Source organism: Streptomyces sp. NPDC044719, assembly GCF_056433405.1.
Genome location: NZ_JBWKHE010000003.1, coordinates 466,641 through 488,130, shown reverse-complemented (window position 1 = coordinate 488,130; position 21,490 = coordinate 466,641). Strand labels below are relative to the sequence as shown.

Here is a 21,490-nt window from a genome sequence, read left to right as displayed (position 1 = left end):
CTGCCCCGGCCCGGGACTCGGACTCAGGCCGGACCACACGCTCAGCCCCAGCCACAGGCCCCGGCCGGGCACCGGCCTCAGGACGGACCCCAGGCTCACGCCGGGCATCAGCCACGGACCCGGCCTCGGGCTGTGGCCGGGCACCGGCCCCGGCCCGGGACTCGGACTCAGGCCGGACCACACGCTCAGCCCCAGCCACAGGCCCCGGCCGGGCACCGGCCTCAGGACGGACCCCAGGCTCAGCCCCGGCCGCGGGCTCAGACCCGGCCGCACGCTCAGCCCCAACCACAGCCGCAGCCCCAGCCGCAAGCCCCGGCCGGGCATCGCCCTCGGGGCGGGACACGGGTGCTCCGGGGGGCTCCTCCCCGGACGGGGACAGCAGGGCCGCGCCCAGGGTGAGGCCGCCGTCGGCCAGGACGGTCTGGCCGGTGATCCACCGGGCGTCGTCGGAGGCGAGGAAGGAGACGAGTGCGGCGAACTCCTCCGGCCGGCCGAGGCGGCCCCAGGGGGTGGCCCGTTCGATGACGTCCTGCATGGGACCGGCGTCGGGGAACTTGTCCGCCACCTCGCTGCTCAGCATGGCGGCGGAAGCGGTGTTGACCCTGATGCCCAACGGGGCCAGCTCCACGGCGAGATACCGGGAGGCGGCCTCCGCCGCGGCCTTCGCCGGGGCGCATGCCGAGTAGTTGGCCATCACCATCTGCGAGCCGCCGAGCGCGGAGACGGTGACGATGGAGCCGCCGCCGTCCCGTGCCATCAGCGGCGCGGCGGCCCGGGAACAGCGCAGTCCGCCCTTGTAGTTGGTCTCGATCGCCTTGTCCAGGTGCGTCTCGGTGACCTCGTCCGGCGGCAGCAGGGCGCCGTTCGCCGCGTTGTTGACGAGGATGTCGAGCCGTCCGTGCAGCTCGTCGATCTCCTGGAACATCCGGTCGACCTGTTCCTGCCGGGCCACCGATGCCCGTACGAGGTCGACCCGGGCTCCCGCCGCGACGAGTTCGTCGCGGGTCTCCTTGGCCTGGTCGTGCGAGTGGAAGTAGTTGAGGACGATGTCGGCCCCGCGGTCGGCGAGATCCCGCGCGATGGCCTTTCCTATCCCCCTCGACCCGCCGGTTACCAGCGCCACCTTGCCGGTGAGGTCGTTCATGGAATGCGTGTCCTTCTGGGAGGTGAAGACGGGCGGTCGGGTCAGCCGACCGGCTGGGGCTCAGGGCTCCGCGCCAGCTCCGCGATCACGAAGTCGGCGATGGCGTCGAGCGTGTTGTAGGGGTCCAGGCGGAAGTCGGCCTCGCGCGGCGGCAGGCCGTAGCGCTGCGACACCCGGGACAGCAGCTCCACCTGCTTGACCGAGTCGACGCCGAGTTCCGCCTCGAGCTGCACCCCGGCCTCGAAGACCTCTTCCGGGTACTCCAGCGCCTGCGCGTAGAGGGTGCGCAGCTCGGCGAAGACCTCGTCCCGGTCCAGGGCGGCGTTCTCGGGCGCCCCGACGGCCCCGACGGGCTCGGGTACGGGTTCCGGCGCGGGCTCCTGCGCGGGCTCCGGCGTCCGCTCCTGCCTGCCGAAGGCCTCCGCGTCCGTCCGGATCCGCTCCCGCACCTCGTGACCGTGTGCCGTCCAGTACGCCTCGAAGACGTCGGAGGGAACGGACGGGGCGAGGAGGCCGGCGAGTCCGGGGCCGGACGCGCCGTCCGGGCCGGTGCCTGCCAGGCCCGCCTCGCGCAGCTCCCGGAGGGTTGCGTCCAGGGCAGGCCGGCCGCCCTCGTCGAGCGCGAGGGTGGGCAGCGACCGGACGTCCGAGCCGCGGGTCAGCCGGGTCACCAGCTTGGACAGGGCGGGGCGTCCGCCCGCCTCGACGAACGTGGTGACGCCTTCACCGTGCAGCCGGCGCACAGCGGCGGCGAACCGGACGGGCTGGACGAAGTGTTCCGCGAGCCGCCCGGCGAGCGCCTCGTCGGGCTCGTAGTAGCGCTGCAGGATCGGCGAGTAGACCCGCTGCCGCAGCGGGTGCTGCTCCAGGGTGCGCACGTACGCCTCGAACTCGGGGGCCGCGGGCGCGAGGGCCGGGGTGTGGAAGGGGAAGGGCGCGTCGATCTCGATCGCGCCGATGCCGAGCTGCGCGGCGATGGCCGTCACCTGGTCCAGTACCGCGTCCGGCCCGCTGACCACGGTCTGTTCGTCGTGGTTCTCGGTGGCGACCGCCAGCAGCGGCTCGTCGAGCAGCCCCAGCAGCATCCGCACCCGGTCGGCGCCGGCCGACAGGGCCACCATGCGGCCGTCGATCCCGTCGTGGCGTTCGATGACCGCGACGCGTTGCGCGACGATCCGCACGCCGTCCTCCGGCGAGAAAGCCCCGGCGGCGACGAGCGCGGTGATCTCGCCGAGGCTGTGCCCGGCGAGCACGTCCGGGCGGACGCCGTAATCGGTGAGGATCTCGTACGCGGCGAGGCCGGCGCCGTAGATGGCCACCTGGGACATCCAGGAGTCCTGGGCGAGCAGCTCGCGCAGGTCCGCCTGCTCGGGGCCGAACACCACGTCGCTGATACGCCGTGAGAACAGCTCCTCGGTCGTGGCGTCGAGGCGTTCGAAGACCCGCCGGACCTGCGGGTAGGTGTCCTTGGCCCGGCGCAGCGCGGCGCCGTCGAAGCCGCCCTGGCCGGGCAGGACGAACGCGGTGTGCGGGGCGGGGAAGGTGTTTTCGGGCATGCTGATCTTTCCCTTGTCGCGGGTGGTCGAGGGTGGGTCGAGGGTGGGTGCGCGGTCGGTGACCGCTAGAGGGGCGCGGGCGCGGTGGCCCGGCCGGGGCTGTCCGTCAGGTACTGCCCCATGGAGCCCAGGTTTCCGGCGATCAGTCGGTCACCGGCCCGGCGGACCGGTGGGATGTGCCGGGGTGCTCCCCGCACCAGCCAGCGCACCATGCGCAGTTTCCAGCTCGTGCCCGGACCGGACTCCACGTGGTCCAGCAGGGCGTGCATGTTGGCGGCGGAGTAGAACCGCGCGGGGTCCACGATCGTGGCGAAGACGCCGACCATGTCCCGGCCGTGGGTGGCGCTGCGGCTCATCGCCTCGATGAACTCGACCTCCTCCGGGCTGTGGTCGGCGATGGCCGCGTGGTCGCAGGTGTACTGGTAGTGGCCCCTGACCAGGTCGTCCCGCCGCCGTCCGTAGCGGGCGAGCGCCTCCGGCAGGCCGGCGCCGGCGGACCCCGACCAGGCGGCGTCGACGGCTTCGGCCAGCAGCTCGGCGCTGCGCAGGCTGTCGCTGATGCCGGCGGCCGTGATCGGGTCGCGGGTGTATCCGGCGTCGCCGACCAGCGCCCAGCCCGGGCCGTGCGAGCGGCGCAGGAAGTTCGGCACGGAGCCCGTCATCCAGCGGCCGGTGCGCTTGGTGTCGCGCAGCGCCGCGGCCCACTCGGGGTCGACGGCCTCGAAGGCGTCGATGACCGTCCGGTCGCGTTCCTCCTGGGCGCCGGCCTTGAAGTCCTCGGTGGGCTGGGCGACTCCCACGATGGTCAGGTCGTCGTGGGTGGGCCAGGTGAAGGTGTGTTTGCGGGCGTGCCGGTGGGTGCGGACCCGGCCGTCGTGCGGCAGGCCCTCCCAGTACGCCCAGTGGCTCTTGTTGAGGACGGGACGGGTGCCGTACTTCTCGGCGCCCGTCAGGCGGGCGACGGTGGAGTTGGAGCCGTCGCCGCCCACCACGAGCCGGGCGTGTTCGGTGACCGGGGTGCCGTCCGCGGTGCGTCCGCGGACGCCGGTCACGGTTCCGGCCTCGTCCGTGCACAGCTCCTGGACGGAGAAGCCCTCGCGGAACTCGGCGCCGGACTCGATCGCCGCGTCCAGCAGGATCCGGTCCAGGGTGGCCCGTTCCGGGGAGTAGGCCTCGTCGACCTCCTCGACGGCGGGCAGCGGGGCCATCAGCCGGGCCCGGCCGCTCTGCAGACCGTACTCGCGGATGGGCGGGCAGCCGGTGGCCCTCAGCCGCTCCAGCAGCCCCCAGCGCTTGAGCCGCAGGATGCCGGGCGGGTGCACCAGGTTGGTCGCCGCGGCCTTCCCGCCGGGGAAGACGGCGCGGTCGAGGAGGAGGACCCGGTACCCGGCCCTCGACAGGAGCATGGCCGTGGCGGAACCGCTGATCCGCGCCCCCACCACGATGACGTCATACATGCGCGTACTCCTGCTCCTGGCCCGCGCGCCCCCGGGCCGTCTCCGCCGAGCCCGGCTGCCCGGAGCGGCGCGGTGCGGTGAGCATCGCCAGGACCCCGAGCGCCGCGAATCCGGCTCCGGCCCAGGCGGCGGGGATCAGCCCGTCGACGAACTGCTGCGGGGTGCCGTAGCCGCCGTAGGAGGTGAAGATCGAGGTGAGCACCGCGACGCCCAGGACGCCGCCGAGTTCGCGGAAGGTGTTGTTGGCGCCGGACGCGATGCCCTGCTCGCGCGGCCTGACGACGTTCATCGCCATCTCGGCGGTGGGCGCGAAGAACAGTCCGAGTCCGATGCCGCCCAGCACCAGGCCGGGCACCTGCTCGGTGTACTCGGTGTGGACGGCGGTCACGGAGGCGAGCCAGCCCAGCGCGACGGCCTCGGCCAGCAGGCCCAGCGCCACCACGAGCCGGTTGCCGATCCAGGCGGTCAGGAACGACGCGAGGGGGGCGACCACCACGGGCATCGCCGTCCACGCGAGCATCCGCACACCCGCCTCCAGGGGCGAGAAGCCCTGGATGTTCTGCATGAACTGGGTGAGCAGGAAGACCAGTCCGAACATCGCCGCGAACATCAGCATGCTGGTGACGTTGACGGCGCTGAACCCGCGGTTGGCGAAGAGCCGCATCGGCAGCATCGGGGCCGGGGCACGCAGCTCCCACAGCACGAACGCCACGAGCAGCACGAGCCCGGCGATCAGGGACCCAAGCACCTTGCCGCTGGTCCAGCCGTCGTTGGTGGTGCTCACCAGGGCGAAGACCACACCCAGCATGCCGAGGCTGACCAGTACGGTGCCGGGCAGGTCGAGCCGTGCGCCGGGCTGCTTGCTCTCGGCGAGCTGCCACAGTCCCAGCAGCAGGACGGCGACACCGATCGGCACGTTGACCCAGAAGATCCACTCCCAGGAGATCTTCTCCACGACGGCGCCGCCGACCAGCGGGCCGAGCGCGACCGCGAGGCCGCTGAGCGCGCCCCACACGCCGAGGGCGATGCCGCGGCGCCGCTCGGACACCGCCTCGGTCAGCAGGGTCAGGGTCAGCGGCATGACGATGGCGGCGCCGAAGCCCTGTACGGCGCGGGCGGCGATCAGTTCCTCCGGCGAACCGGCGAGCGCACAGCCGGCCGACGCGGCCGTGAACACCGTGAGCCCGATCAGGAACATCCGCCGGCGGCCGAAGCGGTCACCCGCGGCCGAGCCGCCCATCAGGAAGACCGCGAAGGCCAGGGTGTAGGCGTTCACCGTCCATTCCAGCTCCTGCAGATCGGTGCCCAGGGACTTCTGGATGGCGGGCAGGGCGGTGATGACAACGAGGTTGTCCAGTGCGGCCATGAACACCGCGAGGGCGCTGACCACCAGGGTCGATAAGGCGTTTCCACGGGCAGGGGACCAACCGAACACAGGAGATCCTTTGTTGGGCTTACGGTGGGCGGGGCGCGCGGTGGCGCGGGCTAGGAGGGGACGGACAGGCTGTCGAGCGACTCACGCCACAGACCGGCCAGCCGCTCCGCTCCGGGGAGCGCGCGGTCGTACAGGAAGCCGATCCGGACCCGCTGCCCGTAGGAGAGCAGCGTCACGGACAGGGCGTTGCCCGGCAGGAGAACACCGAGCGGGGTCGCGTCGATCGCGGGGGCGCCACGGAAGGACAGCGCCGTGTGCAGGCTGAAGTTGGAGGCGTACAGCGGTGAGGCGCGCGGGCTGAGCAGTCGCCGGACCGTCCAGCGCGTCACGGACGCGGGCAGGATCCCGACGAGCGCCCGGCTGGCCGGCCGCAGGCCGTGGGCGCGCATCCGCCGGGTGCGCTCGGCGAGTTGGCCGAAGGCGGCGCCGAAGGGCGTGCCCCGTTCGGGCAGGGTGACGACGGCGGTGGTGAGGTGGTTGCCGGGCAGGGCGTCCTCGCCGGGCAGCCGGGTGCTCAGCGGCATCCGTACCGGAACCGGTGCCGTGCGGAACCGCGACCGTACGTCCTCGTCACCGTCGGCGGCCCAGTCGTCGAGGGCCTTCCACAGGGTCATGAGGAACGCGTCGTTGAGCGTGGCACCGAAGCGGCGGCTCAGCTGCCGCAGTTCGTCCCAGGTCGCGCCGGCGGCGGCCACCCCGAGGCGCTCGGGCCTCGGCGTGGGCGCGCTCGGCCACGGCCGGGCGGGCATCAGGGCACGGGCGAGGCCCGTGCCGACGCTGACCGTGCCCCGGGCCAGCTCGCGGGCGGAGCCGCTGATGAGCGGCCGTGACCCCGCCGCACGCCGTTTGCCGTCTTCCAGGCCGGGGTCTCCGAACAGCGCGGAGACGACGTGGGAGGCGCCCATGCCGTCCTCGGCGCTGTGGTGGACCCGGTAGCAGACGGCGAACTCCCCGTCGGCGTACCCGTGGACGAGGTGCGTCGACCACAGCGGGGCGCCTGACGGCAGCGGCTCACGGGCCAGCGCGGTGAGGACGGTGTCGAGGGGCGTCCCCGGCGGGAACTCCTTTTCCCTCAGGTGCGCGGCGGGGTCGAAGCCCGGGTCCGGCTCACGCCGGGGCCGTCCCCCTGTGTGCGTCACGCGGTGCGTCAGTACCGGGAGGGCGGGCAGCCGCTCCTCGACGTGGTCGCGCAGTTCCCTCAGCGACGGGGGGCTCCCCTGGAACCGGAGGAACTGTCCGTGGGCCAGGCCCGCTTCCCCTCCCATGGAGAGGAAGACCTCGTCGATCGGGTTGAGTCGGTGGTTCATGCGCTCGGCTCCCCTGCCGGTCGCGGTGGTCGTCGTCCCCGGGCGGCCCGTCACGTGGGCGGGTTGCCGTGCTTGCGGGACGGCAGGTCGGCGTGCTTGGCCCGCAGGGCGCGCAGCGCGTCGATCAGCGTGGCGCGGGTCTCCGCCGGGTCGATGACGTCGTCGACGAGGCCCCGTTCCGCGGCGTAGTAGGGGTGCATCAGCTCGGCCTTGTACTCCTTGACGAGCCGCTCGCGGGTCGCCTCGGGGTCGTCGGACGCGGCGATCTCGCGCCGGAATACGACGCCCGCGGCGCCCTCCGCGCCCATCACCGCGATCTCGTTGGTGGGCCAGGCGTAGGTGGCGTCGGCGCCGATGGACTGGGAGTCCATGACGATGTAGGCGCCGCCGTACGCCTTGCGCAGCACCACCGAGATCCTCGGGACCGTGGCGTTGCAGTACGCGTACAGGAGCTTGGCGCCGTGCCGGATGATGCCGCCGTGCTCCTGGTCCACGCCCGGGAGGAAGCCGGGGACGTCGACCAGGGTCACCAGGGGGATGCTGAAGGCGTCGCAGACGGAGATGAAGCGGGCGGCCTTCTCGGACGCGTGGATGTCCAGCACACCCGCGAGGCTGGTCGGCTGGCTCGCGACGACGCCGACGGTCTGCCCGCCCAGCCGGGCCAGTCCGCACAGCACGCTCGTGGCCCAGCCCTCGTGGACCTCCAGCCAGTCCCCCTCGTCGACGATCTCCTCGATCACCGCGCGCATGTCGTAGGGGCGGTTGCCGTCGGCGGGCACCAGGTCGGCGAGCGAGTCGTTCGTGCGCTCGGCGGGGTCGGCGCAGTCGTAGGCGGGCGGCAGCTCGCGGTTGTGGGGCGGCAGCAGGGAGAGCAGGTGGCGGACCTCCTCCAGGCACTCGGTCTCGTCGTCGTGGACGAAACCTGCGACACCCGACACCGCGCCGTGCACATCGGCGCCGCCAAGGCCCTCGTGGGAGATCTCCTCGCCCGTCACCGACTGCACGACATCGGGTCCTGTGATGAACATCTGGGAAGTGCCGCGCACCATGAAGACAAAGTCGTTGAGAGCCGGAGAATAAGCGGCGCCGCCCGCGCACGGGCCGAGCATCACGGCGATCTGCGGGATCACGCCGGACGCTTTCGTATTGCGCTGGAATATGCCCCCGTATCCGGCGAGTGCCGAGACACCCTCCTGGATTCGGGCCCCCGCGCCGTCATTGAGGGAGACCAGCGGCGCTCCGGCCGAAAGGGCCATGTCCATGATCTTGTGGATCTTGGCCGCGTGGGCCTCGCCCAGCGACCCGCCGAAGATACGGAAGTCATGGGCGTACGCGAAGACGGTCCGGCCGTGCACGGTTCCCCAGCCGGTGACGACACCGTCGGTGTGGGGCCTGCGGTGCTCGAGGCCGAAGCCGGTGGCGCGATGCCGGCGCAGCCGCTCCACCTCGCGGAAGGACCCCTCGTCGAAGAGCAGGTCGAGGCGTTCCCGCGCGGTCAGTTTGCCGCGGGCGTGCTGCTGGTCGGTGCCGTGGCCGCCCGGCCCGCGCTCCGCTTCGAGGCGGGTGGCGTGCAGCAGGGCGATGCTGTCGCGCATCCCGGGCGCGGGGGCGGCCGGGGCCGCGGCGCGGGGGTCTAAGTCGGATGCCGGAGCGGAATTCTCGACGGGAGCATCGGATCGGACCGTCATATCGGCGTCTTTCTCCGTCTCTTGCGAGGGCTCTCTCAAGAGATCCTCCCGGGGAGGCTCTCTCCTTTCCCTCCCGATTATTCGAGGGCCACGGCACCCGGTGTCAAGCCGGTTCGTGACTATCCCGCGACGCGGGATATCCAGAAATCCCGCGTCGCGAGAAGCGGGAGATCTCGTGAATGCGGCGGCCCCGCGAGGGCACTTGGCATTAACCGATCACTCGGAATGGACACCGGAGATCGTGGAAAAAGGCGACCGGTGAACGCATGAAAGGCCCCCGGCCGGGAACGGCCGGGGGCCCACGCACGGCGGAGGCCGCTCAGTAGGAGCCCGGGGCCTCCTCGGACCACGGCCCCTCGTCGTCGGCCGGTGTGAAGCACGCGGCGGCCCGCCGCACCGCCCGCACCGCGGACAGCGAGCAGGCCGACATGTCGTGACCGGGCTTCAGCACCGCCACGGACCCCATGATGAGCCCGTCCCACCTGACGGGCGCCGCGCAGCCGACCCAGCCCTCGGCCCACTCCTCGACGTCCAGGGCGAGCCCGTCCTGGCGGACCGAGTCGAGCGAGGCGAGCAGCGCCGCGTTGTCGCGGAACGCCCCGGGCCCCGCGCCCTCGGGCACGGGCTCGGCCAGCACACCGTCCTGGATCACCTTCGGCAGGAACGCGAGGATGGCCCGCCCCGCGGCACCGGTACGCAGCGATCGGCACACCTCCATCAACGCCCGGTGCGAGACGCCGATCTCGGACAGGTCCGACGCGCCGACGGCCATGTCCAGACACTGTTTCCCGGCGCCCCCGAAGGGAGCCAGGGCGAACAGGAACGCCAGCCCCCCGTCGGTCGCCGCGTGCAGATCCTCCAGAACGGCGTGCGCCACCCGCCCGTTGGGCGCGTGGGCCAGGGATTTCAGCCCCAGCCGCGCCGCCCCGGCCCCCAGCCTGTACAGACCGTGCCCCTCCCGGGCGAAGATCCCGTCGTACACGCCGGACTGGAGGATCCGGTGCACCGTCGAGTCGTCGAGGCCCGAGACCTCGGCCAACTCGCCCGGACCGTGCATCTGCCCTTCGACCTCGGTGAAGGCCCGCTGAACCCTGAAGACCCGGTCGGCGTGCGCGCTGCCGCCGAGAGTGCCGCGCTTGCTCATTCCCTGCTCCCCGTTCAGGTGGTGCCGCCCTACCCTCGGTGTGACGGCCTGTCCCATGCTCACCACGGTAATTGCCGGGCCACTGACCTCGGGGCCGATGACGACCGGGGAGAGAGGACAGGCCCGGGCGGTCGCGGGCAGCAGGACGCCCCCGACCCGGCCACCAGGACGGTGACGGCGGGCGGGGGCGTCGCGGAAGGACGTGCGGAGGAGGGCTAGCCGGCCGTCACATCCGTCACCTTCCAGCGCTGGTTGGAACCGGAGTTCGGCTGCCACACGCCGACGGGGGCACCGTCACTCGTGGACTGGCCGGACACGTCCGGAAGCTGACCGGTGGCGGCGTTGACGAGGGTCCAGGTGCCGTCGCCGGTGGTCGACATGATCCACTGGGCGGCGTCGTCGCGGCGGCCCTCGTCGGGCTCGGCGACCAGCTTGCCGTCGCGGATCGCCAGGCGCTTGTCCGTGGACTCCTCGGCGAAGACGTACCGCTTGCGGTTGTCGGCACCGCGGATCTGCTCCAGTTTCCACTGCTGACCGCTCGGGTCGGTGGTGTTCGCGGTCCTGATGACCAAACCGGTGCCGTTGTCGGCGATCGTGAGGTCCTTGCCGCTCTGGGCGCCGGTCAGGCGGTACGTGTGACCCTTCCGCAGCTCGGCGGCGTCCTTCGCGACCCCCGAGACGCCCTTGACGAGGAAGGACGTCACCGACTGCGCGGGCACGGTGAGCGTGGCCTGCTTGCCGGAGACGCGGACGGCCTGCTGCTTGTCGAGCTTGCCGTCGGCGCTGGTCACCACGGGTGTGACGGTGGCGCGGGAGGAGACCCGGCCGAACTTGGACAGGTCGAGGGTGACCTCACGGGCCTCGGCCGTGCTGTTGACGTGGACGACCGTCGCCGCGTCGCCCTTGCGGGAGACCGCCGCCGTGCTGGACGTGTCGTTCGTCTTGATCAGCCGGTCGCCGGGCTTGATGTAGTGCGTGAAGTTCCGTGCGGTGTCGAACTTGGTGTTCGTGTAGACCGGGCAGGACTCCAGGGTGTCCTTCGAGGTGCAGCTGAACGGGAGCTGGATCTCGCCCCAGTTGCCGCCCTTCGCGGACTCGCCGCCGGGCTTCATGTTGTCGTAGTCCTCGACGGGCTGCCAGAACACCCAGGCCTTGGGCTCCAGTTCGCGCAGGTCGTCGACGATGCGCTGGGCGAGGCCCAGCCCGGGCCGCATGTCCGTGAAGCTCTGGCCGTCGCCCCAGTCGCCCTCGACCTCGCTCATCCACAGCGGCTTGTCGGCGGCCTTGGCCAGGTCGCGGACGGTGGTGCGCTGCCCGGTGCCGTAGGTGTGCACGTTCATCTGGTCGACGAGGTCGCGCACTTCCTGGGGGTACGAGTTCCAGTTGGTGGCGAACGTGCCGGGGTTCGTCTCGTCCATCGCGGATATCTCCGCGTCTGACCGGGACTTGTCCAGCACCGGGGCCAGCGCCCTGATCACCTTCTGCTGCATCTCGGGGCCGATGTGGGCGCCCTCCTGGCGGCCGCCGGTCGGTTCGCCGTCCGGGCCGAGCTTGGTGCCCCAGTAGTCGGTGTTCGGCTCGTTGAACGGGTCCAGCGTGTCGACCTTGATGCCGTGCGCCTTCTCAAGCCGTTCGGTCGCGCCCACCAGGTACTTGGCGAAGTCCTCCACGGACTCCGGCTTGAGCTGGTCCTTGCCCGCGTCGAAGTTGCCGGAGACGTAGCCGCTCTCGGTCATGAACCAGGGCGGGGAGTTGCTGAAGGTCTCCCAGTGGGTGATGTCCTTCTTGATGCGGTCGACCCACCAGCGCTGCGTCTTGTCGGCGTTCTTGTTCCAGTCGCCGGGGTCCTCGGCGTCCCACCAGTCGACGTCCTCGCGGGTCGTGCCCGCCGGCGCCTTCCACCAGCCCTCGACGGCCCCGCCGGCCCGCAGATAGTCCTTGACGTCCGGGGCGTTGCCGCCGCCGATGTTGTAGCGGGCGATGTTGAGCGCGAGGCCGTCGTCGCCGAAGAGGAGCTTGTAGAGCTTCTCGCGGACCGCGGGCGGGTAGTCGCCGGTGGCGTTGGCGAACCAGACCAGGCTGGTGCCCCAGCCCTCGAACTTCTCCCCCGAGTAGGAGGGGTCGGGCCGGACGGTGATCCCGGCCGCGGCCGTCTGGGACGCCGTCTCGGCGTGCGCGGCGGGCAGGGTGGTCGTGGCCAGGACGGTTCCGGTCGCCAGGGCGGTGACGCCGATGGCCCCGAGGAGCCTTCTCTTACGGGTGCGGTGTGCCATCTCGAGTACTCCAGGGCTCTGGTGCGGTGTGGCGCCTTCTCGTACGATTTCCGCTGTTTTCTGCTAGGCAATGTTTACGTAAACATCCACTGGCGGGATGTCTACACTGTCCGAATCTCAGGGGTCAAGGAGTCGTTCCGGACCTAAATTTTTTCGCGCCGGTCGCGCCGGTCGCGCGGCGAGGTGAGCGAGGGGCAGGTGGGCACAGTGGACGGCGAGAGCGAACCGATGGGCACGAGCCGTACGAGAAGGCGCGCGGCCCGTCCCCGCCAGGGCGCGTCCATGGCCGACGTCGCCCAGCTCGCCGGCGTCTCCTCCCAGACCGTCTCCCGGGTCTCCAACGGCTTCCCGGGCGTCACCGAGGACACCCGCCGGCAGGTCCTGGCCGCCATGCGGGAGCTGGGCTACCGCCCCAACAGCGCGGCCCGGGCACTGCGCCGGGGCGAGTTCCGCACCCTCGGCGTGATCACCTTCTCCCTCTCCACCATGGGCAACATCCGCACCCTGGAGGCCATCGCCACCTCCGCTGCCCAGCACGGCTACGCCGTCACGCTGCTGCCCGTCGCCGTCCCCACCCAGGACGAGGTCAACGGCGCCTTCTCCCGCCTGGGCGAACTCGCCGTGGACGCCGTCATCGTCATCATGGAGATCCACCTGCTGGACGCGGCGACGGTCTCGCTCCCGCCCGGTGTGCAGGTCGTGGTGGCCGACTCGGACGCCGGCGACCGCTACACCGTCGTCGACACCGACCAGGCGGGCGGCGCGCGTGACGCCGTCCGCCATCTCCTGGACCTCGGTCACGACACGGTGTGGCACCTGGCCGGGCCCGAGGGCTCCTTCGCCGCCCAGCGCCGCGCCAACGCCTGGCGCGACACACTGAAGTCCGCGGGCCGGGCGACGCCACCCCTGGTCCGCGGCGACTGGTCCGCCGAGTCCGGCTACCGGGCCGGTCTGCGACTGGCCGGCGAGCCGGACTGCACGGCGGTGTTCGCGGCCAACGACCAGATGGCCCTGGGCCTGCTGCGCGCCCTGCACGAACAAGGCCGCCGGGTCCCCGACGACATCAGCGTCATCGGCTTCGACGACATCCCCGAGTCCGCGTCCTTCCTTCCGCCCCTCACCACCATCCACCAGGACTTCGCCCAGGTGGGACGGCTGTGTGTGGAGGGGGTGCTGGAGAAGATGCGGCGGGACGGGGCGGAGCACGGGACGACGCTGGTGCCTACGCGGCTGGTGCGGAGGGAGAGTACGGGGGTCCGGCGGCGGTAGGGCCGGGGATCAGCCGGCGGGTGCGGTCGGCCCGGTCGGCACGAGGCCGTGTTCAGCCGGTGGGCGGGGTGAACTCGGGCTGGTCGAGGCCGTGTTCAGCCGGTGGGCGGGGTGAACTCGGGCTGGTCGAGGCCGTGTTCAGCCGGTGGGCGGGGTGAACTCGGGCTGGTCGAGGACGCGCAGCCAGCTGCCGTCGGGCTGCCGCCGGACCACCTGCGCACGGGCACCCGCCCCGTCCCTCGGCGGGGTCGACGTCAGGGCGATGTCGCCGCTGACCAGCGTCGGCAGGGGCGCTTCCGGCTCGAAGCGGGGACGGTCGGCCAGCACCTTCTCCCACAACGCGCGGATCGCCTCCCGCCCCACCGTCCGCTGACCGGGCGGATAGGCCAGCACGGCGTCCTCTTCGTAGAGCGCGGCGACCCCGGCCGCGTCACCGGCGTTGGACCGCTCGACGAACAAGCGGGTGAGGTCCTCGGGCCGCAGGGCCTTGTCGTACTCCGGCATGGGGGTCTCCTGAACGTCGTCGAGGTCGATGTCTGCTTCCAGGCTGCTCACCCCGCGGCCAGAAGTCCAACAGGTGGTTCTACTGGAAACTAGAATCCGTAGTCATGGAACTGAGGCAGCTCGAATACTTCGTCGCGGTCGCCGAGGAACAGAACTTCACGCGGGCCGCCGAGCGGGTGCACATCAGCCAGTCGGGCGTCAGCGCGCAGATCCGCCGGCTCGAGCGGGAACTCGGTGCCGAGCTGTTCGACCGCTCGGGGCGCACCGCCACCCTCACCGCGGCGGGCAGGGCGGCGCTCGACCACGCCCGCGCCACGCTCGCGGCGGCCGGGGCGGTGGGCCAGGCGGTCGACGAGGTCACCGATCTGATCCGGGGGCGGCTCACGGTCGGGATGGTCATCGGCTGCACCCTCACGCCCCTGTTCGACGCGCTCTCCGCGTTCCACCGCGCGCATCCGGGAGTCGAGATCTCCCTGCTGGAGGACAACTCCGACCGGCTCGTCGAGGCGGTGCGCGCCGGCACCGTCGACCTGGCACTCGTCGGAACCGCGACGGCCGCCCCCGAGGGGCTCGAGGCGCTGACGCTCATCAGCGAGCGGCTGGTCGTAGCGGTGCCGGCCGGGCATCCGCTGGCGCGGCAGCGGCGGGTCGTTCTGCGCGACCTGGTCGCCCACCCGATCATCTGCATGCCCGCGGGCACCGGACTGCGCACACTCTTCGACCGCGCGTGCGCCGCCCAGGACCTCCACCCCACGATCGCCCTGCAGGCCGGCGCAGCCGACGCCATCGCGGACCTCGCGACCCGCGGCCTCGGCGTCGCGGTCCTCAGCGAGTCGATGGCCACGAGCTATGGCGACCGGGTCGTCGCCCGCCTCATCGACGACGTGACAGCACCGGCCCTGCTGGCCCTGATCTGGAAGGGGACGCACGGCCCTGCGGTGCGTGAGCTGCTGGGGCATTGCGGGCGGGCGTTCGCCTGAGTCGCCACCGGGTTCGTGAAGGACCGCGCCCTACTGCCAGGTCGCGGTGTCGGGATCGATGCCGTGGGCGCGAGCGCTCGCGTCGACGATGCGGCTGAACCACGTGGCGAGGCCGGGGCGGATGTCGTCGTAGTGGGCGGCGAATCCCGGATCGGCCTCATACATGCGGCCGAGACAGACCTGCATCTGCCTGGTGAGGGGAAAGTACGAGGCGAAGACTTCGCGGTGCCGCTCGACGAGCCGATTCGCCTCCGTGCTGCCAGGGGCGACGCCGGCGTCCAGCGCATCCCCGAGGGCGCGTTCGAAGCCGGCGACGGCGTCGGCGATGTCCTGCCATTCCTCCGGACCGCGAGTGGCCGAGCGTTCGGCGTACTGCCGCCACTGCGTCGTGTCTCCGTAGCGCTCACGGGCCTGGGCGGGCCCGTCCGGGTCCCACCGAGGGCCGAAGATCGCGGTCTGCTGCTCGACGGTCAGCAGCAGGCCGCGCTCGTGGGCCTCGATCATCCGGTCCAGTCCGGCACCGAGCTGCCGGAGGCGGTCGATGCGTTCCGCGACCTGGGTGCGCTGCGCGCGCAGCGCGCCGGGCACGTCCGTGGTCGTGTCGTCCAGGACGGCCGCGATCCTGTCCAGGCCCAGGCCGAGCTCACGGTAGACGACGATGCGGTGCAGGCGTTCCAGATCACCGGCGGTGTAGAGCCGGTATCCGGCAGCCGTGCGCAGCGACGGTCGTGCCAGACCGATCTCGTCCCAGTGGTGCAGCGCGCGGACGGTCACACCCAGACGCGCCGAGACCTGACCTACGGTCAGGCCATCGGCGTCAGCGGTATCAGGCATGCCGCTCATTGTCGTCAGGACCGTCGCCGGGCGGGGTGATCCCTACGGCGGCGAGGTCCCGTGCCTCCTGACTGTCCGGATCGACGGGCCTCGCCGCGGTGAGGACGATCCGTGCGTTCTCGGGGGTGATCACCACGACATCGCGGGTGCTCCAGGGGGTGTCCCGTGGACCGTCGACCGAGTCGGGGCGCAACGCACGGCAGTCCTCGGCGAGGGAATCGACCTGGCCGAGCACGCACGCGAAGCTGACGCTCATCGCCGGTGCCTGCTCCGGAACGCTCGCCGCCGGGACGAGGAGTACGTCCTGGAAGGCCCACCGGCGCAGATGCACCACGCTGCCGGGGATGCCGAACAGCTCGATGAACCCGAGCCCGCGTGTCCAGAAGTCCACCGACGCCGCCAAGTCGGTCGTGGGGATCGTGACGAAGGCGGGCATCCCGTAGATGCCACGGAACGGCTCCGGCGGAACCGCGTCCGGGCCGGGGGTGGGCACGGGGCTCATCTCGAACGCGTCGTAGTAGTCGCTCATGCACACCACCCTCCGGCCTCACGCGGCGTGAGGGTCAAGCCGCGAAAACCGGTGGAGCGGCGCCGCTGTGCGCCATTACCGTGCTGCCGGCCCAAGTCGTCTGAGCAAGGACGTGCCGTTGTACACCGTGTGAGACCTCCCGAGAGCTGATCTGTCGCGCGTCGCGCCTGTGCGCCGCGCTGCTTCCTGCTGCGGACTTCTCACTGAAACCGGTGTACTTCTGTGCTCGAAAACTGGGTGGTCATGCCCACCTGCCTGCCACTCGTCCTCCGCCGTTGCCACACGTGCGCGTCCGAACGCTTCCGGGCGAACGGCAAGTTCCGCGTCAACGCCCACCACAAGCTGCTCGACGCCTGGCTCCTGGTCCTCTGCACCGCTTGCGGGGAGACGGCGAAGCTCACGGTCCTGGAGCGGATGAATGTGCGCTCCGTACGGCCCGAGCTACTGGACCGGCTGCACGACAACGACCCCGGCCTGGCAGCCGAGTTGCTCCAGGATCCGGTCGTGCGGCGCCGCAATCGCATCGCCCTCGACTGGGACGACGCCTGGCGCCTCGACACCGGCGGATCGGATCACCAGGACCGCGAGGTGATCGACGTATCGGTCCGCTTCGCGGCGCGGATCCCCCTCCGGCCGGTGCGGCTGATCGCTGAAGGGTGCGGTCTTCCCCGGGCCGAGGTCGAGAGGCTGATCGCGGAGGGGAAAGTCGTCTCGGCGGTCCGGCTGGGCGGCAAGCTCTCCGGCGACTTCACCTTCACGCTCAAACGCTGAACCCTCCCCGGGGGCGGGGGCCTGTCCGGCACGATCGGCCGGACAGGCCCCCGCCCCGTGGTCCCCTGTGTCAGTCGATACGGGCGCACAGGTCGTCCGTGGTCCCCCGGACGAGATGTACGGCCTTGTATCCGGTGGCGCTGATGTCCATCGTGTAGACGCCGTCGACGATGTACAGGCCGCGCGGCAGCGTGCCCTGGCCTTCCCCGATGCCGACGAACACCGGCCCGTGCACGGCCCAGAGTTGTGATCCGTCGCGTCGGTACTCGACGACGGCCGAGCCGCTCGCGTCGGCGTCGTAGGCGGCGCCGGTGTCGGTGTTCGTGACGCGGATGACCAGGTCGCCCTTGTAGGCGACCCGGCGCGCGGAACCGTCGGGGTGGGTGCTCAGCACGAGTCGCACCACCTCGTCGACGACGGGCTCGCCGTGTACGGGGAAGTCGCAGCGCACGCCGGCGGCGACGTCCCACGGTGTGGAGGGGGCCGGTTCCCAGCCCCCTGCCGCTGTCGCGGCCGTCGCGGGCTGCGTCCCCAGGAGCGCGGCGGCAAGTGTGAGCATCGCGAGGGCGGTTCGGCGCATGGTTCTCCCTGGTCGGAGGGGTGGAAGGAGGGCTCGCCGCAAGGGCGTGCGCCAGTCTGTCCCCGGCCTCTGACCAAAGCCTCACCATCCTCGGCGTGGGCACAAAGGCGCCCTCCGCGTCCTGGGCGACACTGGTCGGGTGATCGTCGAACGCGCGTACGCCCATCTCTCCTCGTACGACGAGGACAGCTGGCCCTGGTCGGTGCCCTGTGTCCGGCAGCTGCTCGACGAGGGGCTGCGCTTCACCGCACCGGTGACCTTTCTGGTCGGAGAGAACGGCTCGGGGAAGTCGACGCTGGTGGAGGCGCTGGCGGAGGGGTTCGGCCTGGACTCCTACGGCGGCTCCCACGACTGGCGCTACGCCTCCCCGCGCGGCAAGTCGGTGCTCGGTGAGCGGATCAAGTTCGACGCGGCCTCACGCGGGCGCCGCATGGTCACCAGCTGGTCGGCCCGCAAGGGCTTCTTCCTGCGGGCCGAGACCGCGCTGGACGCACTGGACAGGGAGGGTTTCGCGCCGGACTCGGTCAGTCACGGCGAGGGCTTTCTCGCGGCGTTCCGCGGGAAGTTCCGGCACGCCGGGCTCTACGTCCTCGACGAGCCGGAGGCGGCGCTCTCCTTCTCCTCCTGCCTCGAACTGATCGGGCACATCGACCGGTTGGCCAAGGAGGGCGGCCAGGTCATCTGCGCCACGCACTCCCCGATCCTGACCGCCCTGCCGGGCGCGGACATCGTCGAGGTCGGCGAACACGGCCTGCGGAGAGTGGCCTGGCGGGAACTCGGCGTCGTGGATCACTGGCGCCGCTATCTCGCCGACCCGCACGCCTATCTGCGGCACATCACCGACTAGCGCCCACCACTGCCGCGAGGCCCTCTCGCAGATCCCTGACGAAGTACTCGGGAACCTCCAGCGACGGGAAATGCCCACCTTTCTCGGGCGTCGTCCATCGGACGATGTGCCGGTACCGCTCCTGTGCCCAGGGGCGCGGACACTTCTCGACGTCGCGGGGATACATGGTGATCGCCGACGGGACGTCGACCCGGAGTTCGGGATCGAGCGAGTTGTGGCTCTCGTAGTAGATGCGGGCCGCCGACGCGCCGGTCCGCGTCAGCCAGTACAGGGTGACGTCGTCGAGAACGCGGTCCATGGAGATCGTCTCGAACGGGCTGTCCTCGGTGTCCGACCACTCGGCGAACTTGTCGAGGATCCAGGCGAGAAGCCCGACCGGTGAGTCCACGAGCGAGTAGCCGATGGTCTGCGGCCGGGTCGCCTGCTGCTTCGCATACGCCGCGCGGTGGCGCCAGAAATCGCGGGTTTCCTCGGCCCACTCGCGCTCGACCGCCGTCAGCCCGTCCGTCGTCAACCCGGGCGGTCCCTCGGCGAACGTGGTGTGGATGCCGAGAACATGCGCCGGGAACCTGCCGCCGAGAACCGTGGTGATATTGCCTCCCCAGTCTCCGCCGTGGGCCGCGAACTCGCCGTAGCCGAGCCTTCCCATCAGTTCCACCCATGCGGCCGCGATCTTTTCGGTTCCCCACCCGGTGGTGGCCGGTTTGTCGCTGTAACCAAAGCCCGGCAGTGACGGGACCACGACGTGGAACGCCGGCGCGTCCGCGTCTTTCGGATCCGCCAGCTCGTCCACCGCGTCGACGAACCGGGCGATGCTGTCCGGCCACCCATGCGTCAGGAGCAGCGGAATGGCGTCCGCGCGCGCGGACCGGCGGTGCAGGAAGTGGATTCCCAGATCGTCAATGGTCGTGCGGAACTGGCCGATCCGGTTGAGGCGCTCTTCGAACGACCGCCAGTCGTATCCGGTGCGCCAGTAGTTCACGACGTCGACGAGGTCGGCGAGCGGAACGCCCTGGTCCCATCGGCGAGGACCGGGCGCGGCGCGGTGGACCGTCTCGGCCTCCGGCAGTCGCGCCGCGGCCAGTCGCGCGCGCAGATCGTCGAGGTCGGCATCAGGTGCGTGGGCTTCAAACGCCTGCACGTCGCTCGCGGGACGGGGCATGAGTCCTCCTGGCCATCGCGGAACCGGCTAAGACGGAACCGGCTAAGACGGTTCTAACAGGCTCCCGGGCCGCGCCGCAACCGTCTAAGCTGGTTCCATGCCTGCTGGATTCCCTGACTTCCGCCTCGGCAGCGTGCTGGCGACCAGCTTCACGGGGACCCTCTCGGAGCGTCATGGCGACGCCGTGGAGCGCATTCCCACGCCGCAGCGACTCGTCGACTGGCTGGCGGTGTACGGCCTCGCCGTGGACTCCTGCACCCCCGCCCAGCTCGACCTCGCCCGGGAGCTGAGGGAGGCGATCCACGCCGTCGCGACAGCGGCCGCGCTCCAGGAGGCTCTCCCCGGGTCCGATGTCCAGGTCATCAATGACCGCAGCGCCCAGGGCCGGGCCGCGGCGATCCTGACGCCCGAGGGCGAGCGGCGATGGCGGCTCAGCTCGGCTTCCCGCGTGGAGGACGCCCTCGGTGTGATCGCCGCCGACGCGATCAGCATCGTCGCAGGCGAACGAGACGGAAAACTGGCCTTGTGCGCGTCACCGACCTGTCTGGCCGCCTTCTTCGACACCAGCCAGAGCCGCACCCGCAAATGGTGTGACATGAACACGTGTGGGAATCGCCAGAAGAAGGCGCGCTTCCATGCCAAGCAGGCTGCCCGGTAGCCATGGATTTCCAGCTGCTCGGCCCGTTCGCCGTCCGTCACGAGGGACGGCCGGTGCCACTGGGCGGCCGCCGCCAGGAGCGGTGCCTGCTGGCCGTCCTGCTGCTGCACGCGGACCGTGTCGTCACGACCGAACGCCTCATCGACCTGCTGTGGGACGGCGACCCGCCCGCTTCCGCGCGCGCCACCGTCCACACCTACGTCGGCCGGCTGCGCGCCACGCTCAGACCGTACGGGGTGCCCGTCGAGACCCGCCACGACGGTTACGCCGTGGAGCAGGGCCGACACCGCGTCGACGCACAGGAGTTCACGGCCCTCGTCGGGCAGGCGGCCGCCGCCGGGGACCCGGCCGAGCGGATCCGCCTCTACGACGATGCCCTCGGGCTGTGGCGGGGCGAGCCGCTCGCGGACGTGGCCGGCGAGCGGCTGCGGACGCGGCTGGGCGGCAGACTCGCCGAACTGCGGCTGTCCGCCGTGGAACAGCGGGCCGAGGCCCAGCTCGCCATGGGGCTGCACGACCGGGTCGCGGCGGACCTGACACCGCTGCTCGACGAGCACCCGACGCGGGAACGGCTGGTCGCCGCCCGGATGACCGCCCTGTACCGGGCCGGCCGCCAGGCCGACGCACTGCGGCTGTACGACGGCACCCGCGCCCTGCTGGCGGCCGACCTCGGCATCGAACCGCACCGTGAACTGCGCACCCTGCACGAACGCATGCTGCGCGGCGACCCCCGTCTTGACCGGCCCCCCGGGCCCGTCTACGCGGTACGGGTCGGCGACCACTGGCTGCCGTGGAGTACGAGCGGCCACCCCGCGCTGGAGTTCTGCAACACCTACGCCGGGTGGGGCGGGGACCCGCTGCCCGGGTCGGACTGGCTGCGGGACCATGCCGCGCTCGCCGTATGGGCCGGGCATCTGGACCTGGTCGAGGAGCGGACGGTCGCCCGGCTGCGGGAGCAGGCCGTACGCGAGCCCGCCGAGGCCGCCGCCGCGCTCGACGAGGCCCGGCGGTTCCGTACGGACCTGTACGCCTGCCTGACCGATCCGCAGGACGGCCGGGCCTTCAAGGCGGTGGCCGGGGTGGCGGAGGACGCCGCGCGGCTCTCTGTCTTCACCCGGGGCGAGGACGGCCTGGGACGCTGGCGGCCGTCCCCCTCCGCCGGTCTGCGCCTGCCTCTCCTCGCGGTGGCGCGCAGCGCGGCCGAACTGCTCGCCGACCCCCGCCGCTTCACCGTCCGCGCCTGCCCGAGCCCGGACTGCGGCTGGCTGTTTCTCGACGAGAGCGGGCGGCGGAGGTGGTGCAGTCTGGCCACGTGCGGGGCCCAGCGGGTCTCGGGAACCCGGTGACGACGG

The 21,490-nt window shown here is 71.7% G+C and carries 19 protein-coding genes; 6 read left to right on the top strand and 13 right to left on the bottom strand.

Annotated elements, in window-relative coordinates; translation table 11 throughout:
* The 8 genes from AC07DF_RS13740 to AC07DF_RS13705 all read right to left on the bottom strand — a co-directional run.
* Positions 1-1,144 (bottom strand): SDR family oxidoreductase (locus AC07DF_RS13740; RefSeq protein WP_478970220.1); only part of this gene is annotated, 1,144 nt, incomplete at its 3' end.
* A 41-nt stretch (positions 1,145-1,185) separates the two neighbouring features.
* Positions 1,186-2,700 (bottom strand): acyltransferase domain-containing protein, encoded by a 1,515-nt coding sequence (locus AC07DF_RS13735; protein ID WP_478970219.1) that lies wholly within the window; start codon positions 2,698-2,700, stop codon positions 1,186-1,188.
* Between the two features lie 65 nt (positions 2,701-2,765).
* Positions 2,766-4,157, bottom strand: coding sequence for an NAD(P)/FAD-dependent oxidoreductase (locus tag AC07DF_RS13730; protein WP_478970217.1), 1,392 nt, complete (start codon positions 4,155-4,157; stop codon positions 2,766-2,768).
* The gene (locus AC07DF_RS13725; protein ID WP_478970979.1) at positions 4,150-5,523 is read right to left on the bottom strand and encodes an MFS transporter; all 1,374 of its coding nucleotides are present in this window, start codon (positions 5,521-5,523) and stop codon (positions 4,150-4,152) included. The genes AC07DF_RS13730 and AC07DF_RS13725 overlap by 8 nt, the downstream gene beginning before the upstream one ends.
* 119 nt (positions 5,524-5,642) lie before the next feature.
* Positions 5,643-6,899 (bottom strand): wax ester/triacylglycerol synthase domain-containing protein, encoded by a 1,257-nt coding sequence (locus AC07DF_RS13720; RefSeq protein ID WP_478970215.1) that lies wholly within the window; start codon positions 6,897-6,899, stop codon positions 5,643-5,645.
* A gap of 50 nt (positions 6,900-6,949) precedes the next feature.
* Positions 6,950-8,494 (bottom strand): acyl-CoA carboxylase subunit beta, encoded by a 1,545-nt coding sequence (locus tag AC07DF_RS13715; protein WP_478970213.1) that lies wholly within the window; start codon positions 8,492-8,494, stop codon positions 6,950-6,952.
* A gap of 412 nt (positions 8,495-8,906) precedes the next feature.
* Positions 8,907-9,731, bottom strand: a complete 825-nt coding sequence (locus tag AC07DF_RS13710; protein WP_478970211.1) for an IclR family transcriptional regulator — start codon at positions 9,729-9,731, stop codon at positions 8,907-8,909.
* Positions 9,732-9,946: 215 nt separating this feature from the next.
* Positions 9,947-12,004, bottom strand: a complete 2,058-nt coding sequence (locus tag AC07DF_RS13705; protein ID WP_478970209.1) for an RICIN domain-containing protein — start codon at positions 12,002-12,004, stop codon at positions 9,947-9,949.
* A gap of 282 nt (positions 12,005-12,286) precedes the next feature.
* Between AC07DF_RS13705 and AC07DF_RS13700 the strand changes: the two genes are divergently transcribed.
* Positions 12,287-13,273 carry a LacI family DNA-binding transcriptional regulator gene (locus tag AC07DF_RS13700; RefSeq protein WP_478970977.1) on the top strand — a complete coding sequence of 329 codons (987 nt, stop codon included), beginning with the start codon at positions 12,287-12,289 and terminating at the stop codon, positions 13,271-13,273.
* Positions 13,274-13,411: 138 nt separating this feature from the next.
* Here AC07DF_RS13700 and AC07DF_RS13695 read toward each other — a convergent pair whose 3' ends face one another.
* A complete protein-coding gene (locus AC07DF_RS13695) occupies positions 13,412-13,777 on the bottom strand; it encodes a YybH family protein (RefSeq protein ID WP_478970975.1) in 366 nt (121 codons plus the stop codon).
* Positions 13,778-13,881: 104 nt separating this feature from the next.
* On the opposite strand from AC07DF_RS13695, the gene AC07DF_RS13690 reads away from it, so the two are divergent.
* Entirely contained in the window at positions 13,882-14,757 is an 876-nt protein-coding gene (locus AC07DF_RS13690; protein WP_478970207.1) for a LysR family transcriptional regulator, read from the top strand.
* 30 nt (positions 14,758-14,787) lie between these two features.
* On the opposite strand, the gene AC07DF_RS13685 is transcribed toward AC07DF_RS13690, so the two are convergent.
* The gene (locus AC07DF_RS13685) at positions 14,788-15,591 is read right to left on the bottom strand and encodes a MerR family transcriptional regulator (RefSeq protein ID WP_478970206.1); all 804 of its coding nucleotides are present in this window, start codon (positions 15,589-15,591) and stop codon (positions 14,788-14,790) included.
* Entirely contained in the window at positions 15,584-16,120 is a 537-nt protein-coding gene (locus AC07DF_RS13680) for a VOC family protein (protein ID WP_478970204.1), read from the bottom strand. The genes AC07DF_RS13685 and AC07DF_RS13680 overlap by 8 nt, the downstream gene beginning before the upstream one ends.
* Before the next feature lie 243 nt (positions 16,121-16,363).
* Here AC07DF_RS13680 and AC07DF_RS13675 point away from each other — a divergent pair, with 243 nt between their 5' ends.
* Positions 16,364-16,891: a DUF1062 domain-containing protein gene (locus AC07DF_RS13675; RefSeq protein ID WP_478970202.1), complete on the top strand. Its 528-nt coding sequence runs from the start codon at positions 16,364-16,366 to the stop codon at positions 16,889-16,891.
* 70 nt (positions 16,892-16,961) lie between these two features.
* Here AC07DF_RS13675 and AC07DF_RS13670 read toward each other — a convergent pair whose 3' ends face one another.
* Entirely contained in the window at positions 16,962-17,471 is a 510-nt protein-coding gene (locus tag AC07DF_RS13670; RefSeq protein WP_478970200.1) for a hypothetical protein, read from the bottom strand.
* A gap of 139 nt (positions 17,472-17,610) precedes the next feature.
* On the opposite strand from AC07DF_RS13670, the gene AC07DF_RS13665 reads away from it, so the two are divergent.
* Entirely contained in the window at positions 17,611-18,318 is a 708-nt protein-coding gene (locus tag AC07DF_RS13665) for an AAA family ATPase (RefSeq protein ID WP_478970198.1), read from the top strand.
* Here AC07DF_RS13665 and AC07DF_RS13660 read toward each other — a convergent pair.
* A complete protein-coding gene (locus AC07DF_RS13660; RefSeq protein WP_478970196.1) occupies positions 18,308-19,480 on the bottom strand; it encodes an epoxide hydrolase family protein in 1,173 nt (390 codons plus the stop codon). The two genes, AC07DF_RS13665 and AC07DF_RS13660, sit on opposite strands and share 11 nt — an antisense overlap.
* Positions 19,481-19,577: 97 nt before the next feature.
* Between AC07DF_RS13660 and AC07DF_RS13655 the strand changes: the two genes are divergently transcribed.
* On the top strand, positions 19,578-20,138 hold the full coding sequence (locus tag AC07DF_RS13655) for a CGNR zinc finger domain-containing protein (protein ID WP_478970194.1): 561 nt from the start codon (positions 19,578-19,580) through the stop codon (positions 20,136-20,138).
* Positions 20,139-20,140: 2 nt separating this feature from the next.
* Positions 20,141-21,484, top strand: coding sequence for a BTAD domain-containing putative transcriptional regulator (locus AC07DF_RS13650; RefSeq protein WP_478970193.1), 1,344 nt, complete (start codon positions 20,141-20,143; stop codon positions 21,482-21,484).
* Positions 21,485-21,490: the final 6 nt, after the last annotated feature.

Excerpts from the sequence above, each read along its gene's own strand:
- AC07DF_RS13735 (WP_478970219.1), bottom strand. The coding sequence starts at position 2,700 with ATGCCCGAAAACACCTTCCCCGCCCCGCACACCGCGTTCGTCCTGCCC.
- AC07DF_RS13730 (WP_478970217.1), bottom strand. The coding sequence starts at position 4,157 with ATGTATGACGTCATCGTGGTGGGGGCGCGGATCAGCGGTTCCGCCACG.
- AC07DF_RS13725 (WP_478970979.1), bottom strand. The coding sequence starts at position 5,523 with ATGGCCGCACTGGACAACCTCGTTGTCATCACCGCCCTGCCCGCCATC.
- AC07DF_RS13720 (WP_478970215.1), bottom strand. The coding sequence starts at position 6,899 with ATGAACCACCGACTCAACCCGATCGACGAGGTCTTCCTCTCCATGGGA.
- AC07DF_RS13715 (WP_478970213.1), bottom strand. The coding sequence starts at position 8,494 with ATGCGCGACAGCATCGCCCTGCTGCACGCCACCCGCCTCGAAGCGGAG.
- AC07DF_RS13710 (WP_478970211.1), bottom strand. The coding sequence starts at position 9,731 with ATGAGCAAGCGCGGCACTCTCGGCGGCAGCGCGCACGCCGACCGGGTC.
- AC07DF_RS13705 (WP_478970209.1), bottom strand. The coding sequence starts at position 12,004 with ATGGCACACCGCACCCGTAAGAGAAGGCTCCTCGGGGCCATCGGCGTC.
- AC07DF_RS13700 (WP_478970977.1), top strand. The coding sequence starts at position 12,287 with ATGGCCGACGTCGCCCAGCTCGCCGGCGTCTCCTCCCAGACCGTCTCC.
- AC07DF_RS13695 (WP_478970975.1), bottom strand. The coding sequence starts at position 13,777 with ATGCCGGAGTACGACAAGGCCCTGCGGCCCGAGGACCTCACCCGCTTG.
- AC07DF_RS13690 (WP_478970207.1), top strand. The coding sequence starts at position 13,882 with ATGGAACTGAGGCAGCTCGAATACTTCGTCGCGGTCGCCGAGGAACAG.
- AC07DF_RS13685 (WP_478970206.1), bottom strand. The coding sequence starts at position 15,591 with ATGCCTGATACCGCTGACGCCGATGGCCTGACCGTAGGTCAGGTCTCG.
- AC07DF_RS13680 (WP_478970204.1), bottom strand. The coding sequence starts at position 16,120 with ATGAGCGACTACTACGACGCGTTCGAGATGAGCCCCGTGCCCACCCCC.
- AC07DF_RS13675 (WP_478970202.1), top strand. The coding sequence starts at position 16,364 with ATGCCCACCTGCCTGCCACTCGTCCTCCGCCGTTGCCACACGTGCGCG.
- AC07DF_RS13670 (WP_478970200.1), bottom strand. The coding sequence starts at position 17,471 with ATGCGCCGAACCGCCCTCGCGATGCTCACACTTGCCGCCGCGCTCCTG.
- AC07DF_RS13660 (WP_478970196.1), bottom strand. The coding sequence starts at position 19,480 with ATGCCCCGTCCCGCGAGCGACGTGCAGGCGTTTGAAGCCCACGCACCT.
- AC07DF_RS13655 (WP_478970194.1), top strand. The coding sequence starts at position 19,578 with ATGCCTGCTGGATTCCCTGACTTCCGCCTCGGCAGCGTGCTGGCGACC.
- AC07DF_RS13650 (WP_478970193.1), top strand. The coding sequence starts at position 20,141 with ATGGATTTCCAGCTGCTCGGCCCGTTCGCCGTCCGTCACGAGGGACGG.